This window comes from Azonexus sp. (assembly GCF_030824335.1).
Lineage (GTDB): Bacteria > Pseudomonadota > Gammaproteobacteria > Burkholderiales > Rhodocyclaceae > Azonexus.
In genome coordinates this window covers 249439-266137 of the sequence record NZ_JAVBXX010000003.1, presented here as the reverse complement: position 1 = coordinate 266137, position 16699 = coordinate 249439, and the positions used below count along the sequence as shown (strand labels likewise).

11 protein-coding genes and 1 riboswitch are annotated in these 16699 nt (G+C 58.1%); of the genes, 8 read left to right on the top strand and 3 right to left on the bottom strand.

Annotated elements, in window-relative coordinates; genetic code table 11:
• Positions 1-55 precede the first annotated feature (55 nt).
• Positions 56-670, bottom strand: a complete 615-nt coding sequence (locus tag RCI20_RS01155; RefSeq protein WP_373691449.1) for a trimeric intracellular cation channel family protein — start codon at positions 668-670, stop codon at positions 56-58.
• Positions 671-881: 211 nt separating this feature from the next.
• A riboswitch (glycine riboswitch) is annotated at positions 882-976 on the bottom strand.
• Between the two features lie 138 nt (positions 977-1114).
• Between RCI20_RS01155 and RCI20_RS01150 the strand changes: the two genes are divergently transcribed.
• Positions 1115-3736, top strand: coding sequence for a chemotaxis protein CheB (locus RCI20_RS01150; protein ID WP_306602635.1), 2622 nt, complete (start codon positions 1115-1117; stop codon positions 3734-3736).
• The gene (locus RCI20_RS01145; protein WP_306602634.1) at positions 3733-5541 is read left to right on the top strand and encodes a response regulator; all 1809 of its coding nucleotides are present in this window, start codon (positions 3733-3735) and stop codon (positions 5539-5541) included. Before RCI20_RS01150 ends, RCI20_RS01145 begins: the two co-directional genes overlap by 4 nt.
• A 160-nt stretch (positions 5542-5701) precedes the next feature.
• Here the strand turns inward: RCI20_RS01145 and RCI20_RS01140 are convergent, their stop codons facing one another.
• Together RCI20_RS01140 and RCI20_RS01135 are read right to left on the bottom strand one after the other, a co-directional pair.
• Positions 5702-7237, bottom strand: coding sequence for a fumarate hydratase (locus RCI20_RS01140; protein ID WP_306602633.1), 1536 nt, complete (start codon positions 7235-7237; stop codon positions 5702-5704).
• A gap of 13 nt (positions 7238-7250) precedes the next feature.
• Positions 7251-7793: a TIGR00645 family protein gene (locus RCI20_RS01135; RefSeq protein WP_306602632.1), complete on the bottom strand. Its 543-nt coding sequence runs from the start codon at positions 7791-7793 to the stop codon at positions 7251-7253.
• 247 nt (positions 7794-8040) lie between these two features.
• Between RCI20_RS01135 and acs the strand changes: the two genes are divergently transcribed.
• From acs to RCI20_RS01105, 6 genes are all read left to right on the top strand, one after another.
• The gene (gene acs / locus RCI20_RS01130; RefSeq protein WP_306602630.1) at positions 8041-10002 is read left to right on the top strand and encodes an acetate--CoA ligase; all 1962 of its coding nucleotides are present in this window, start codon (positions 8041-8043) and stop codon (positions 10000-10002) included.
• Positions 10003-10081: 79 nt separating this feature from the next.
• Complete coding sequence (locus tag RCI20_RS01125) at positions 10082-10276, top strand: hypothetical protein (RefSeq protein ID WP_306602629.1); 195 nt, start codon at positions 10082-10084, stop codon at positions 10274-10276.
• The gene (locus RCI20_RS01120; RefSeq protein WP_306602627.1) at positions 10277-12988 is read left to right on the top strand and encodes a sensor histidine kinase; all 2712 of its coding nucleotides are present in this window, start codon (positions 10277-10279) and stop codon (positions 12986-12988) included.
• A gap of 18 nt (positions 12989-13006) precedes the next feature.
• Positions 13007-13378, top strand: coding sequence for a response regulator transcription factor (locus RCI20_RS01115; RefSeq protein ID WP_306602626.1), 372 nt, complete (start codon positions 13007-13009; stop codon positions 13376-13378).
• A 93-nt stretch (positions 13379-13471) separates the two neighbouring features.
• Positions 13472-15628 (top strand): exonuclease domain-containing protein, encoded by a 2157-nt coding sequence (locus RCI20_RS01110; protein ID WP_306602625.1) that lies wholly within the window; start codon positions 13472-13474, stop codon positions 15626-15628.
• Between the two features lies 1 nt (position 15629).
• Positions 15630-16691 carry a DUF294 nucleotidyltransferase-like domain-containing protein gene (locus RCI20_RS01105; RefSeq protein WP_306602624.1) on the top strand — a complete coding sequence of 354 codons (1062 nt, stop codon included), beginning with the start codon at positions 15630-15632 and terminating at the stop codon, positions 16689-16691.
• Positions 16692-16699: the final 8 nt, after the last annotated feature.

Sequence of the window (16699 nt, the reverse complement as noted above, 5' to 3'; positions counted from 1 at the left end):
AGGCAAGCGTTGGTTTACCTGGCCTTGCCGGGGGCGGCGATGGATGGCGTTGCGGCTAATCCCAACGTTGCTGGTAGGAAAACGTCGGGAGCTTCCAGCTGAAACGTAGCGCCAGCATGCGAAAGCCAAAGCCGAGGACAAAACACAGCAGGGTATTCAGGTCGGCGTCGACGCCCAGCGAACGCATGGCCAGAAACAGGATGCAGACAAAGAGCGAGACGCTGGCGTAAAGCTCGCGGCAAAAGATCACCGGGAGCTGGTTGCACAGGACATCGCGCAGAATGCCGCCGCATATGCCGGTGATCATGCCGGCCATGATGATGACGACTACCGGGTATTCCAGTTGCAGGGCCACATTGCAGCCAATCAGCGAAAAGGCGACCAGGCCCATCGCATCGAGCATCAGGAAGATGCTTTTCATGTGGTGCATGAAGCGGGCGAGCAGGATGGTGGCCAGTCCGGCGAGGACGACCAGATACACATATTCGGGGTGTTGCGTCCAGCCAATCGGGTAGTTGCCAAGTACGACATCCCGGATCGTTCCACCGCCCAGCGCGGTGACGAATGCAATCACGGCGACGCCGAAAATATCCATGTTGCGACGTCCTGCGGCCAGTGCGCCGGACATGGCTTCGGTGGTGATGGCGATCAGGTAGATGACCAGCAGCAGATCGAATTGCTTGGTCGCGAGGGGCTGAAAAACGAGGGCGAGACTTTCTAGCATGGGAGAGACTCCGTCAAAGAGCAGAAGCCCCGAGTCGGATGCTTCTGTGACGCCTCTCCCCCTGTCCTTTTACCTGAGAGTTTGAGCCCTGCGAGGGCCTGCCCCTTCGGTGAGTTTGCGAGCATCTTGATGCTCGAAACTTCTCTCCAGCCGGCGAATCATTTCTGCGGTTCAATGTGCCTGAGCGATTATGGGAGTTTGCGCCTTCGGCGGAGCCCGGAAATCCGGTGCTCTCTCTCCCGCAGATCGGGCGGATTATCCTCATCTCGCGGCTTGGCTGTCAATCTGTGGCAAGCCTTGCCGGTGAGCCGTGCATCATCGTTCGGGGGTGATGCTGCGAAAGGTGATAATCTGATTCAATGATAAAAGCAATATGAATAGAGAAAGTTGATGTTGGCGAAAACCATCAGGCGTAGCCGCAGCGGTGTCGTGAGCACAGCCGGTGCGTCCTTGCGTCTGCCTGGCTTTCCTGTTGTGGGCATCGGTGCATCGGCTGGCGGGCTTGATGCTTTGGAACAGTTTCTCAGCCATGTTCCCCCGGCCAGCGGTATGGCTTTTGTTGTCATCCAGCATCTTGATCCTGACCACAAGGCTATGCTGTCCGAACTGCTGCAGCGGGTGACGCCGATGGTGGTGACGCAGGTGAAGAATCGCATGAAGATCAAGCCTGATTGCGTCTATGTCATTCCTCCCAACTCCGATATCTCCATCCTGCATGGCAGCCTTCATCTGCTTGAGCCATCTGCACCAAGGGGGTTGCGCTTGCCGATTGATTTTTTCTTTCATGCCCTGGCCGAGGATCGTGGCGAGCAGGCTATCGGCATCATCCTTTCCGGCATGGGTTCGGACGGTACGCTTGGCTTGCGCGCCATCAAGGAACACGGTGGCCGGACGCTGGTTCAGCAACCTGCAAGCGCAAAATTCGACAGCATGCCGAAGAGTGCGATCGCTGCCGGTCTGGCTGACATCGTTGGCGTGCCTGAAGATCTGCCGCAGCAACTGATCGAGTCGCTGCATCATTTGCGCTCGGCTGTGCTCGGCAAGCTTCCCAAGGAAACCGAAACAGTCGAGCAGAAATCGGTATTCGACAAAATCTGCATTCTGTTGCGCGCCCGTACCGGGCACGATTTCTCGCTTTACAAGAAGACCACGGTTTACCGGCGGATTGAGCGCCGTATGGCTATCCATCAACTTGAGCGGATTGCTGACTACGTGTGCTACCTGCAAGAGAACCCGCAGGAGTGCGATCTGCTGTTCAAGGAATTGCTGATCGGTGTCACCAGTTTCTTTCGCGATCCGGCAATCTGGGCTTATTTGCAGGAAGTCGTGCTGCCTGATCTGCTGGCTGCCTATCCTGACGGGGCTGCACTACGCGCCTGGGTGGTTGGCTGTTCGAGCGGTGAAGAAGCTTTCTCGCTGGCTATCGCCTTTCGCGAAACCTTGGCTGACTTGCAACACCATGCTCCTTATACCTTGCAGATATTCGCCACCGATCTCGACCCCGATGCCATCGAAAAGGCGAGGCGTGGCGTCTATCCCGCCAACATTGCGAGTGACGTGTCCGAGGAGCGCCTGAAACGTTTCTTCATCGATGAGGGCGGTACTTACCGGGTACGCAAGGATATTCGCGAGATGGTGGTGTTCGCGCCGCAGAATCTGATCATTGACCCGCCGTTTACCAAGCTCGATATCCTGACCTGTCGTAACTTGTTGATTTATCTTGGCCCCGAGTTGCAGAAACGGGTATTTCCCTTGTTTCACTATAGCCTCAAGCCGGGTGGGATATTGATGCTCGGCAGTGCCGAGTCGATCGGTAGTTTTACCGAACTCTTTGCACCACTGGAAAGCAAGGCGCGGTTGTTCCGGCGCAGCGACAATCTGCTGCGCGCCAAGTCCCTTGAATTCCCGACCCGCGAATTCACCAAAAAAAGTGAGCCCACCATGGACAGCACGCCCGAACACGTTACCGCGAATCTGCAGACGCTTGCCAACGACTTGCTGCTGCAGCGATTCTCACCAGCCGCCGTGCTGGTTACGGCTACTGGCGATCTGGTCTATATCAGCGGGCGCACCGGGAAGTACCTGGAACCGGCGGCTGGCAAGGTGAACTGGAATATCCACGCGATGGCCCGCGAAGGGTTGCGCCAGGAAATTTCTCTGGCGTTACCCAGGGCGCTACGAACGGGCGAAACCGTTATCTGCCGTAATCTTTCCATCGCTTCCGGTGAGCGCGTGCAGGTCGTCGATCTGACGGTGCAGCCAATCGCCGAACCAGCGGAACTGAGTGGCATGGTGATGCTGGTTTTTGCCGATGTGGCCAGTCGACCGCAACAATTGGCCATTGCAGGCGAAAAAGATGACAGCAAACGGGGGGAGCGTGAAGCCGAACTGGAGCTGTCGCTCGTTCGGATGCATGAGGAAGTGCAGACGTTGCGCGAGGAGATGCAAAGCTCTCAGGAAGAGCTCAAATCAGCCAACGAAGAGTTGCAATCCACCAATGAAGAGCTCCAGTCGGCCAATGAGGAGCTAACGACCTCGAAGGAGGAAATGCAGTCCCTGAATGAGGAGTTGCAGACAGTGAATGTCGAACTGCAATCCAAGGTGGACGAGCTTTCAAGCACCAACAACGATATGAAGAATCTCCTCAACAGCACCGATATCGCGACCGTTTTTCTTGATAACGAATTGCATGTCCGGCGTTTCACGACGCAGGCGACTCGTCTGTTCAAGCTGATTCCGAGTGATGTGGGGCGAGCCTTGTCGGATATCGTCACCGATCTCGATTATCCCGAGTTGCCGGCTACTGCCGAAGAGGTGCTGCGGACGCTGGCCTATTCGGATCGGGAGGTCGTTACCAAGGATGATCGGTGGTTTCAGGTCAAGATCATGCCTTACCGGACACTGGAAAATGTCATTGACGGCATTGTCATTACCTGCAACGACATCAGTCGTGCCAAACAACTGGAGGCAGAGCTGAGAGCCAGCGGTCGACCACTCAAGGAAAAATCATGACCCTTCAAGGCGATGGCCTCGAACTGCGCCGTATTGCCGAGGCGCGCCTTGCCGTCGGAAAGGCTGAGGCACTGCGCGCCGAGAATAGCGCTGAACTGCCGCGTCTGGTGCACGAACTCCAGGTGCATCAGATCGAGCTGGAAATGCAGAACAGCGAACTGGCAGAAACCCAGTCGGCACTTGAAAGCGCATTGAGCCGCTATACCGAGTTGTATGATTTTGCACCGGTGGGATATTTCACCATCGACCGGCCAGGCACTATCGTTCGCGTCAATCTGGCCGGTGCGCGCCTTCTTGGCGCTGATCGCTCCTCCTTGATTGGCCGCCGTTTTGCGGATTTCATCGGGCTGAATGCAAAATCGGATTTCAATAGCGTGCTAGTCAGTGCGCATGCCATTCCTGGCCGTAAAACCTGCGATCTGGCCCTGACTGCCAGTGCGTCACAGACGACGCCGGCCTATATCCACCTTGAGGTCGTGCTGGCCGATAACGCTCCGGTTTTTCATGTGGTCGCGATGGATATCACCGAGCGCAAGCGAACCGAGGCCGAGCTGGATAACTACCGTTGTCATCTGGAAAATCTGGTTGCTCAGCGTACAGCCCAGATTACCGATCTCAATCAGCAACTGGAGAAACGCGTTCAGGAAGCGGAAACCGCCAATCGTGCCAAGAGTGCTTTCCTGGCCAACATGAGCCACGAAATCCGCACCCCGATGAATGCCATTACAGGGCTTGCTTATACGCTGCAGCAAAAAGGCCAGCTGAATGTCGAGCAACAAGAAAAGCTGCACAAGATTGTCGGTGCTTCCAATCATCTTCTGGCAATCATCAATGACATCCTGGATATCTCCAAGATCGAGGCTGACAAGCTGACATTGGAGCACGCGGATTTCAACCTGAATGCCTTGATTGAGGACATCTGTGGCTTGATGGGGGGCGCAATCGCGGAAAAGGGGCTGCGTTTCGTCATCGATACCGACCATTTGCCGAATATTCTGAATGGCGATGTCACCCGTCTGCGCCAGGTGCTCCTCAATTATCTGGGTAATGCCGTCAAATTCACTGATGCCGGTGAAATCGCCTTGCGTGGGCGGATTATCGAGGAGGATGGCAAGACGTTGTTACTGAATTTCAGCGTCGAAGATACCGGCATTGGTGTGACAGAGGAGCAGAAGACCCGACTGTTCAGCAACTTTGAGCAGGCCGACAGCAGCATTACCCGACGTTTTGGCGGCACCGGGCTGGGCCTCGTCATCAATCGTCATCTGGCGCGATTGATGGGCGGTGAAGTCGGGATCGAAACACGGGCGCAAGGGGGAAGCATTTTCTGGTTGACCGTCAGGCTGGGCAAGGCGACGGCGTTGGTCGAGGCAAAAATGCCCGATGTGCCCGCCCAGGGAAGCGCTGCGGCACTCATCCAGAAGAAATATCACGGTACGCGTGTACTGCTGGCTGAGGATGAAGAAATCAATCGTGAGGTTGCTGGCGAAATCCTGGCGTATTGTGGCCTGAACGTTGATTTCGCCGAAAATGGGCAGCAGGCCGTCAAGATGGCACAAGCTAATTGCTATGCCTTGATCCTGATGGACATGCAGATGCCAGAACTGGATGGCTTGACTGCAACGCGGGCCATACGGGCGTTGCCGGGATATGCTTCAACGCCCATTCTGGCGATGACAGCCAATGCGTTTGCCGAAGATCGTCAGGCTTGTCTGGATGCTGGCATGAATGATCATGTTGCCAAGCCGGTTGATCCCGACAGCTTTTACACCTGTTTGCTGAAGTGGCTGGATAATTCCGTCTGATAGGATTGTCGGGTAGAGGAGAAGCCGGCGTACCTCTTCAGGATTTGCTCGCTAGTTGCGGTCGACCGGAATAAATGGGGAATTTGCCGCATCCGAGACCGGGAAGTGTACGAAAAAAGCCGTCCGGATGACGGACGGCTTTGGCTGGGGCAGCAGAAAATCAGGCGGTCTTGACCGGGATCTTGCCGATCTTGATCTGCCATTCCTTCGGGCCGGTTTCGTGCACGCTGACGCCGGAGGAATCGACGGCAACGGTCACCGGCATGTTCTCGACGTCGAACTCGTAGATCGCTTCCATGCCCAGGTCGGCAAAGCCGACCACCTTGGCCGACTTGATCGCCTTGGCGACCAGGTAGGCAGCGCCGCCGACTGCCATCAGGTAGGCCGACTTGTTGTCCTTGATTGCCTCAATGGCAACCGGGCCGCGCTCGGACTTGCCGATCATCGAGATCAGGCCGGTCTGTTCGAGCATCATCCGGGTGAACTTGTCCATGCGGGTGCCGGTGGTCGGGCCGGCTGGTCCAACGACTTCGTCACGCACCGGATCGACCGGGCCGACGTAGTAAATGACGCGGTTGGTGAAGTCGACCGGCAGCTTTTCGCCCTTGGCCAGCATGTCGGCAATGCGCTTGTGCGCGGCATCGCGGCCGGTCAGCATCTTGCCGTTCAGGAGCAGTTTCTGGCCGGGCTTCCAGGCAGCGACTTCGTCCTTGGTCAGCGTGTTCAGATCGACGCGGGTGGCCGACTTGAGGTCCGGCGTCCAGGTCACGGCCGGCCAGTCTTCGAGTTTCGGCACTTCGAGCTTGGCCGGGCCGGAGCCGTCGAGGTGGAAATGGCAATGGCGGGTCGCGGCGCAGTTCGGCACCAGCGCAACCGGCAGGTTGGCGGCGTGGCAGGGGTAATCCAGAACCTTGACGTCGAGCACGGTGGTCAGGCCACCGAGGCCCTGGGCGCCGACGCCGAGGGCGTTGATCTTTTCCATCAGTTCGAGGCGCAGTTCTTCCGGACGGGTCAGCTTGGCGCCGGTGGCCGCCTTGGCCTTGAGTTCATGGATGTCGACCGGTGCCATGATCGATTCCTTGGCCAGCAGCATGGCCTTTTCCGGCGTGCCGCCGATGCCGATGCCGATGATGCCGGGCGGACACCAGCCGGCGCCCATTTCGGGGATCTTCTTCAACACCCAGTCGACCAGGTCGTCGGACGGATTCAACATGGCGAACTTGGACTTGGCTTCCGAACCGCCGCCTTTGGCCGCACAGATCACTTCGACGTGATGGCCGGGAACGATTTCGAAATGCACGACGGCCGGGGTGTTGTCCTTGGTGTTCTTGCGGGCACCGGCGGGGTCTGCCAGCACCGAGGCGCGCAGCGGATTGTCCGGATTGCCGTAGGCGCGACGCACGCCTTCATCGATCATCTGCTGGATGCTCATCGTCGCATCCGGCCAGGTGACCTGCATGCCGACCTTGATGAAGACCATGCCGATACCGGTGTCCTGACAGATCGGACGATGGCCTTCGGCCGACATCCGCGAGTTGGTCAGGATCTGGGCGATGGCGTCCTTGGCGGCAGGGGATTCCTCACGGTCATAGGCTTCGCCCAGTGCCTTGATGTAATCGAGCGGATGGTAGTAGCTGATGTACTGGAAAGCATCGGCGACGGACTGGATCAGGTCTTCCTGTTTGATGGCGGTCATGCACAACTCCGAATCAATGGTTTTTTTGATGTTGCAGGGCGAGAGTCTGGGTCATGGTCTTGTCGACAAGCGCCATGGCCAGGGCAGAGAAAAGGAATACGACGTGAATGATCACCTGCCACATCAATGTGTGCTCTGACAGATTGGCCGCATTGATGAAGCTTTTCAGCAGGTGGATCGACGAAATGCCGATGATGGCAGTCGATAGCTTGATCTTGAGGACGCCGGCATTGACGTGCGACAGCCATTCCGGCTGGTCCGGGTGATCATCGAGATCGAGGCGGGAGACAAAGGTTTCGTAGCCGCCGACGATGACCATGACCAGCAGGTTGGCGATCATCACCACGTCGATCAGGCCAAGAACCACCAGCATCACATCAGCCTCACTCATGTGCTGCGAGCTGAAGGCACCGGTAACCAGATGGCTCAGTTCGATCATGAACAGCCAGCAATACACGACTTGGGCAACAATCAGGCCGACGTAGAGCGGAGCCTGAATCCAGCGGCTGGCGAAGATGAAAGTTTCAAGTGACTTGACAGGGGAATTCATCGTCATGGTGGGTTGTTATGGAAGGCCGGAGTTTATCACGCGACTGCAGGACGGTTCCCGATAAGCGGAAATGCTGCGCCGCAGCGTGATTTCGTAAGGCGTTTGTAAGATTATCGACGTGTAATGCCGGTTCGGCGCTGGACTGGGGAGTGTGTCAATTCCAGTGCGTACGGCTTTACTACATCCCGGGGTTTTCCCCGAGATCCGATCGGTTGTTTCAACATAAATGCGAAGTACCGCAGAGGAGAAGAATATGTCGAATGAGTCCGTGCAGTTTTATTATCCGTCTGACGAAATGGTCAAGAACGCGGCGGTTTCGGGGATGGACGCCTACAAGGCGCTGTGCGCGGAAGCAGAAGCCGACTACGAAGGTTTTTGGGCCAAGCGGGCCCGCGAACTGATCACCTGGAAGGAACCGTTCACCCAGGTGCTGGACGAGTCCAACGCTCCGTTTTTCAAGTGGTTTGCCGACGGCAAGCTGAATGTTTCCTACAACTGCCTCGACCGTCAGGTCGAAGCCGGTCTGGGCGACAAGGTCGCCATCATCTTCGAAGCCGACAACGGCGACGTGACCAAGGTGACCTACAAGGAATTGCTGGTCAAGGTCTGCAAGATGGCCAATTTGCTCAAGGCCAAGGGTGTCAAGAAGGGTGATCGCGTCGTCATTTACATGCCGATGACCATCGAAGGCGTAGTGGCCATGCAGGCTTGCGCCCGTATCGGCGCGCCGCACTCCATCGTGTTCGGCGGCTTCTCCGCTCAGGCACTGCGCGACCGTATCAACGATGCTGCCGCCACGTTGCTGATTACCTCTGACGGCCAGTTCCGCGGCGGCAAGGCCTTGCCGCTGAAGACCATTGCCGACGAAGCCCTGGCCATGGGCGGTTGCGAATCCCTGAAGGGTGTTGTCGTCTTCAAGCGCACCGGCGTTGAGTGCAACATGGTTGCCGGCCGTGACGAATGGTTGCACGACGGTCTGGCCAATCAGCCGGAAACCTGCGAGCCGGAATGGGTTGGCGCAGAACATCCGCTGTTCCTGCTCTACACCTCGGGTTCCACCGGCAAGCCGAAGGGTGTTCAGCACTCTACCGGCGGCTATCTGCTGCACGCCATCATGACCATGCAGTGGACTTTCGACATCAAGCCGACCGATGTCTTCTGGTGTACGGCTGACATCGGCTGGGTCACCGGTCACACCTATATCGCTTACGGCCCATTGGCTTGCGGTGCCACCGAAGTCGTCTTCGAAGGCGTGCCGACCTACCCGGATGCCGGCCGTTTCTGGAAGATGATCCAGGATCACAAGGTCAGCATTTTCTACACCGCGCCGACCGCCATCCGTTCGCTGATCAAGGCATGCGATACCAAGCCGGAAATCCATCCGAAGAGCTTCGACCTGTCGTCGCTGCGCCTCCTCGGTTCGGTCGGTGAGCCGATCAATCCGGCGGCCTGGGAGTGGTACCACAACAATGTCGGCGGCGGTCGTTGCCCGATCGTCGATACCTTCTGGCAGACCGAAACCGGTGGTCACATGATCACCCCGCTGCCGGGCGCAACCCCGCTGGTGCCGGGTTCCTGCACGCTGCCGTTCCCGGGCATCCAGTTCGCCGTGGTCGATGAGACCGGTGCCGATCTGCCGTGGGGTCAAGGCGGTATCCTGGTGTGCAAGAAGCCGTGGCCGTCGATGATCCGCACGATCTGGAATGACGACGAACGCTACGTCAAGTCCTACTACCCGGCCGACTTCCAGGGCAAGTACTACCTGGCAGGCGACGGCGCGATCCGTGACAAGGACACCGGTTACTTCACCATTACCGGCCGTATCGATGACGTGCTGAACGTTTCCGGTCACCGCATGGGTACGATGGAAATCGAATCCGCTCTGGTTGCCAATCCGCTGGTTGCCGAGGCTGCCGTGGTTGGCCGTCCGGATGATCTGACCGGTGAAGCCATCGTCGCCTTCGTCGTGCTGAAGGGCCAGCGCCCGACCGGTGACGATGCCAAGAAGATGATCAAGGAACTGTCCGACTGGGTGGGCAAGGAGATCGGTCCGATCGCCAAGCCGAAGGACATCCGCTTCGGTGACAACCTGCCGAAGACCCGTTCGGGCAAGATCATGCGTCGTCTGCTGCGTGGCCTGGCCAAGGGCGAGGAACTGACGCAAGACACCTCGACGCTGGAAAACCCGGCGATCCTTGAGCAACTCAAGGGCTAAGGCGGTCTAACAGACTGCATGGCATAACGGCTGGCACGCTTGGCGTGTCAGCCGTTTTTATTTTTACAGGGGGTATCTGGTGAAACGCGGTAGTCCAACCCGGCAGCGCCTGGCGGCGATCGGCTTGTGCGGTATTCCTCTGCTGACTTACCCGTTGCTCGGTTTGCCGAAAGGCAGCCTGGCGGGTATCCCGATGATTGTGTTTTACCTTTTCGGCGTTTGGGCCGGCTTGATTGCGTTGGCCGCCTGGATCGCTGAACGGCGGAATGCCTAGATGCTTTCCGGCTGGTTCATCGCGCTTTTGTCTGCCGCCTATGTCGGGCTCCTCTTTGCCGTTGCCCGTTTTGGCGATGCGCGGGCGGATGCGGGCAAGTCGATCATCTCAGCCAACGTTTATGCCCTGTCACTTGCGGTCTACTGCACCTCCTGGACGTTTTTCGGCAGTGTCGGCCGCGCCACTTCCGGCGGGCTGTCTTTCCTGACCATCTACCTTGGTCCGACGCTGATGCTGATGTGCGTCGGGGTCATCATCAAGATGATCCGTATCGCCAAGGCGCAGCGCATCACCTCCATCGCCGACTTCATCGCCTCGCGTTATGGCAAGAGCCAGTTGCTGGCTGGCCTGGTGACGGTGATTGCAGTGATCGGCATCGTGCCGTATATCGCCTTGCAGCTCAAGGCGGTGGCCGCCAGTCTGGATGTGCTGTTTGACCGGCCGGGGCATGCCATCCAGTTGTGGGGTATCGATTCGACCTTGTTGGTGGCTGCCGTGCTGGCCTTGTTCACCATCCTGTTCGGGACCCGCCATCTCGATGCCACGGAGCGCCACGAAGGCATGGTGGCTGCTGTTGCCTTCGAGTCAGTGGTCAAGCTGTTCGCTTTCGTGGCGGTTGGTCTGTTCGTCACCTATGGCATGTATGGCGGATTTTCCGATCTTTTTCAGCGGGCGGCAACGCATCCGGAACTGGTCGGCTTGCTGGAGCTGGATTCCGCACGGGCCGGGACATGGACGGCGATGGTCCTGCTTTCCGGTTTGGCCATTGTTTTCCTGCCGCGCCAGTTTCAGGTCATGGTGGTGGAAAATGTCGATGAGTCGCATCTCAAGCGGGCGGTCTGGCTGTTTCCGCTCTACCTGCTGCTGATCAACATCTTCGTGCTGCCGGTGGCTTTGGGTGGTTTGATGCATTTCAGCGGGCAGAATTTCAATCCCGATACTTTCGTCCTCACCCTGCCGCTTTCCCAAGGTGCCGAGTCGTTGGCGCTACTGGTTTTCATTGGTGGTCTGTCGGCCGCTACCGGTATGGTCGTCGTCGAAACCATCGCGTTGTCGACAATGATTTGCAACGATCTGGTGATGCCGATTTTGTTGCGGTCGACCTGGCTGAAAATGGAAAAAAGGGGCAATCTTTCCGGCTTGCTGCTCGGCATTCGGCGGGTCGCCATCATCCTGATCCTGTTGCTCGGTTACATCTATTTCCGTGCGGCCGGCGAAGCTTATGCGCTGGTTGGCATTGGGCTGATTTCCTTTGCCGCTGTGGCCCAGTTCGCCCCGGCGCTGTTTGGCGGCATGTACTGGAAGCAGGGGACGCGGGCCGGTGCGCTGGCCGGTTTGCTCGCCGGTTTCGCCGTCTGGCTTTATACCTTGCTGCTGCCGTCGTTTGCCAAATCGGGCTGGATTGCCAATGGCTTCGTCGAGCACGGCCTGTTCGGTCTGGGCTGGCTCAAGGCGCAGGCTTTATTCGGTTTGAGCGGACTGGACGAGATTTCACATTGCCTGTGGTGGAGTCTGCTGGCCAATCTCGGTGCCTACGTGGTGGTTTCGTTGAACAGCGTGCCGGGGGTTGTTGAAGCCGGGCAGGCCGAGCGTTTTGTCGATGTTTTCCGGCATGCCCAGCGCGGCCCCGATACCCGCTTGTGGCGCGGCGATGCCTCAGTCAAGGATCTGGTCGATTTGCTCGAGCGCTTTCTCGGGCCCTTGCGGGCTCAGCAGCAACTGGTTTCCTATGCGCAGATGCGCGGCGTTGAACACTGGCAGGTTTTGCCGCCCGACGCGGCCTTCGTGCATTTCGCCGAAGCCGAACTGGCTGGTGCCATCGGCTCGGCCAGTGCGCGGGTTATGGTCTCCAGCGTGACGCGTGAGGAGAACCTGGGCTTGGAGGAGGTGCTGGATATTCTTGATGAGGCAACCCAGGTTCGCGCCTATAGCCGCGAACTGGAGGCCAAGCAACTGGCGCTGGAGGTGGCGACAAGCGAGTTGCGCGAAGCCAATGAGCGTCTGCGCGAACTGGATCGCATGAAGGACGATTTCATCTCGACGGTGACGCATGAATTGCGCACCCCGCTAACGTCGATTCGCGCCCTGTCCGAAATGTTGCACGAAGACCCCCAGATGGAACTGGTCGACCGCACGCGCTTCATGGCCATTATCGTCAGTGAGACCGAGCGCCTGACGCGTTTGATCAACCAGATTCTCGACATGGCCAAGCTGGAGTCCGGGCGAGCCGAGTGGACGACGGCCGAAGTCGATATCGGGGAAGTGGTACGCGATGCCATGGTCGTACTGGGCCAGCTTTTCCGGGAAAAGGCGGTGCGTCTCGACGACGAGATTGCTGCCGATTTGCCGTGTGTGCTGGCTGACCGCGACCGCCTGACGCAGGTCGTGGTCAATCTGTTGTCCAATGCTGTCAAGTTTGTACCGGGGGGCGATGGTGTGGTCCGGGTCAGCGTGACTGCCGGTGCGCACGAGGTCCGGGTGGCGGTCGCCGACAACGGTCCTGGCTTGAGTGCGGAGGAGTGCTCGGTCATTTTCGAGAAGTTCCGCCAGGGCGGAAACACGCTGACAAACAAGCCCCAGGGAACGGGTCTTGGCCTGCCGATCAGCCGGCAAATCGTCGAGTATTTTGGTGGTAAGCTTTGGGTCGAAAGTACGCCGCGTGCCGGTGCTACCTTCATTTTCACGGTGCCCTTGCCGGTGCCGGAAGCATAACAATGGGAGACTGGACAAATGTCCAAAAAAATTCTGATTGCCGATGACGAGCCGAATATCGTCATCTCGCTTGAGTTCCTCATGAAGAAGGAAGGTTTTGATGTCGCAGTGGCAGTCGATGGTGAAGAAGCGTTGGCCAAAGCGGCTTCCTTCGCACCGGATCTGATCCTGCTTGATGTCATGATGCCGAAAAAATCCGGTTTCGAAGTCTGCGAAGCCTTGCGTGCCGATCCGGCCAAGGCGGATTTGCGTATCGTCATGTTGACCGCCAAGGGGCGCGACACGGAAGTCGCCAAGGGGCTGGCCATCGGGGCCGATGCCTATGTGACCAAGCCATTCTCGACCAAGGATCTGGTGATTCAGGTCAAGTCCCTGCTTGGCATGGCCTGAGTCCCGTTTCGTTTCCAGTCCCGGGTCCGTTTCTTTCGATTCTGCGGTCGACGCCGTGCGCGGCGTAAAAACGCTTGCTGTGGAGTACCAGCCATGAAGGCCAAAGTACGCTTTGCTATTGCTGTTGTCGTTCTCGGTCTGTTGATGACCGGGCCATTCGTCGTGACTTCCTTCCTGGTCTGGGTGGACATGGGGGAAAGCGAGCGTCAGATACTGATCGATCTGCTGGTCTCGCGTTTGCCGATTGGCACGATGATGACCCTGTTCGGTTTTGGTATCGGTGTCGGGGTGCTGCACAAGCTGTTCAAACAGTATGTCGAAGGTTTGCTTGGAATGGCCGAACAACTGCGCTTGATGCTGGGCGCCAATCGCAATTTCCGGGTCAAACTCGATGGCCCGCCGGAAGTCCAGCAACTGGCCCGGGTGGCCAACGATCTGGCAGCGCAACGCGATGCCTTGATGGATGATGTCGATTCGCAGATTGCTGAAGCCAATGCCTCGGTCGAAGAGGAGAAAAACCGCTTGGCCGCGCTGATGTCCGAGTTGGCGCAAGCGGTGGTCGTGTGCAATCTCGACGGCCGTATCCTGCTCTACAACAATCGCGCCAGGTTGCAATTCAAGGCGCTGTCGCAAGGTCCGACGACGGTGGCGGGCGGCGCGCTGATTGGTCTGGGACGGTCGATTTTCTCCATCCTGGAAAAGAACCAGGTTGAGCATTCGCAGGAAATCATTCGCCAGCGCCTGAGTAACGGCAAATCGGCATTGGCCAACTTCGTCACGACGACGCGCGGTGGCCAGTTGTTGCGCGTCCAGATGGTGCCGGTGCTGTCTGCCGTGCACGAAGAAGGTGAAGCGAAAATGACCGGGTATGTGCTGACGGTTGAGAACATCACCCGCACACTGGAAGAAGAGGCGCGGCGCGATCAGGCGCTGCATTCGCTGACCGAAGGCAGCCGGGCGGCACTGGGCAGTATTCGCGCAGCAGTGGCCAACCTGATCGATTACCCGGAAATGGACCCCGAGTTGCGCGAACGTTTCGTCAAGGTAGTCGATGACGAAGCTGCCCGCATGAGCCAGCGCCTGGACGACACGATGGGCGAGTTTTCCGATTCGATGAAGACGCGCTGGCCGCTGGAAGATGTGCTGGCAATCGACGTGATCAGTGCTGCGCAACGCCGGATCGACGACAAGCTGAAGCTGCCGAGCAAGATCGAGGATGTGGATGAAAGCTTGTGGATCAAGGCCGACAGTTTCTCGCTGGTTTTCGCGCTGACTTTCCTGGCCGAACGTTTGCTCGATCATTACCAGATTCGCGATCTGCGTTTCCGCACCAGTCACGAGGGAAAATTGGCCTATCTTGACTTGATTTGGGTCGGTCAGGCGATTTCCTCCGAGACTTTCTACACGTGGGAAATGGAGACCATGCAGGCACTGGGCGAGAGTTCCTCCTTGTCCCTGCGTGACGTGATCGACCGGCACGGCGGCGAAATCTGGTATCAGCGCGACAAGGCGGCACACCGGGCATTCTTCCGCTTCGTGCTGCCGGTAGCGGCGCCGGAGACCGAGTTGCTGGATGAGCGCCGGGCGACCGGCCGACCGGAGTATTACGATTTCGACTTGTTCAAATTCGAGGATCAAACGATAGACCTCGACCGCAAGCTGTCCGACCTGACTTACACCGTGTTCGATACCGAAACGACCGGGCTGGAGCCATCGAAAGGCGATGAGATCATCCAGATCGGGGCGGCGCGCATTGTCAATAACCGCCTGCTCAAGCAGGAAACCTTCAATCAGATCGTCGATCCGGAACGCCCATTGAAGCCGGAGTCCATCCCCATTCACGGCATCACCGAGGACATGGTGCGCGGCCAGCCGAACATTGATATCGTGTTGCCGGCCTTCCATGCTTTCTGTGAAGAAACCGTGTTGATCGCCCACAATGCGGCTTTCGACATGCGTTTCCTGCAGTTGAAGGAGGATCGTACCGGTCTGCGTTTCACCCAGCCGGTGCTCGATACCTTGCTGCTGTCGGCGGTGGTTCATCCCAACCAGGAATCGCACAAGCTCGATGTCATTCTTGAGCGCCTCGGCATTTCCATCGATACGCGACACAATGCCCTCGAAGACGCCGTCGCAACCGGCGAGGTCTTTCTGAAATTGGTCCCGCTGCTGGAACAAATGGGCATTGTCACCGTGCGTCAGGCGCTGGAAGCGGCTGAGAAGACCTATTTTGCCCGGATCAAGTACTGACATGGCGTGCGTGTCTTTGCCGGAAATGCCGGGGCTGCCGTGTATAGAACTGGCAGCATTGTCCGGCGAGCTCGCAGCGCTTGGCGATCTGGCACTGGCACCTGAACTGGCTAGGCGCTTGCACGATTTCCAGCGCCGGATTCCAGTCAGCGGTTTGTCGGGCGAAGCCGCGACACGCCTGATTTCTCGCCTCAACGACCAGTTGACCGCAAGTGTGCTGGCACTGGTCGCCCGTCGCCATCGATTGCCGCCGACCGAATGGTGCTGGTTGGCGATGGGCTCGGAAGGGCGCGATGAACAGACGCTGGTCACCGATCAGGATAACGGACTGGTTTTCGTCGCTACCAGCAGCAGCGAGGCCCAAGCATTGCGTGAATTGTTCCTGCCGTTTGCCCGGGAAGCCAACGAGCACCTTGCGGCCTGCGGCTTCACCCGTTGTCCCGGCGAGATCATGGCGGGCAATCCCGCTTGGTGTTTGTCGCTGGATGAATGGCGTGGCAAGTTCATTGACTGGGTCCGTTGTCCAGAACCGGAAGCTTTGCTCAATGCGACGATCTTCTTCGATTTTCGCCCCTTGTACGGTCATTTTGAACTCGGTGTTTCCTTGCGCGAACTGGTTTCTCGCTTGACCGCCGATGCCCCGGCATTTCTGCATTTGATGGCGGTCAATGCCCTGGCGGTGCATCCGCCGCTGGGTTTTCTCGGCGATGTTGCGGTCGACGACGCAGAAACCGTGGATTTGAAAAAACTGGGCAGCCGACTGTTCGTCGACACCGCCCGCATCCTGGCGCTGGCCAGCGGCGTGTCGGCGGTCAATACCTTCGACCGCTTGCGCGATGCCGGACCTTTGGGGTGCATGAAGGATTACGAAATCCGCGTGGCCCAGGCGGCGCTGTCACAGATTCTGCGCTTGCGCCTGGAGCATCAAGCAAGCCAGAGCGGGATGGAGCAAGCGGGTTTTCACCCTTCTTCGCTCCATGAAATCGACCGCGTGATCCTGCGTGAAGCACTGCGTCAGGCGCGCCATCTGCAACAACGACTAAAGTTAAACTACTCACTTTGACAGTAAAT

Bases quoted from the DNA above. Each gene is read 5' to 3' on its own strand.
- RCI20_RS01150 (WP_306602635.1), top strand. From the start codon at position 1,115: ATGTTGGCGAAAACCATCAGGCGTAGCCGCAGCGGTGTCGTGAGCACA.
- RCI20_RS01145 (WP_306602634.1), top strand. From the start codon at position 3,733: ATGACCCTTCAAGGCGATGGCCTCGAACTGCGCCGTATTGCCGAGGCG.
- RCI20_RS01140 (WP_306602633.1), bottom strand. From the start codon at position 7,237: ATGACCGCCATCAAACAGGAAGACCTGATCCAGTCCGTCGCCGATGCT.
- RCI20_RS01135 (WP_306602632.1), bottom strand. From the start codon at position 7,793: ATGACGATGAATTCCCCTGTCAAGTCACTTGAAACTTTCATCTTCGCC.
- acs (WP_306602630.1), top strand. From the start codon at position 8,041: ATGTCGAATGAGTCCGTGCAGTTTTATTATCCGTCTGACGAAATGGTC.
- RCI20_RS01120 (WP_306602627.1), top strand. From the start codon at position 10,277: ATGCTTTCCGGCTGGTTCATCGCGCTTTTGTCTGCCGCCTATGTCGGG.
- RCI20_RS01115 (WP_306602626.1), top strand. From the start codon at position 13,007: ATGTCCAAAAAAATTCTGATTGCCGATGACGAGCCGAATATCGTCATC.
- RCI20_RS01110 (WP_306602625.1), top strand. From the start codon at position 13,472: ATGAAGGCCAAAGTACGCTTTGCTATTGCTGTTGTCGTTCTCGGTCTG.
- RCI20_RS01105 (WP_306602624.1), top strand. From the start codon at position 15,630: ATGGCGTGCGTGTCTTTGCCGGAAATGCCGGGGCTGCCGTGTATAGAA.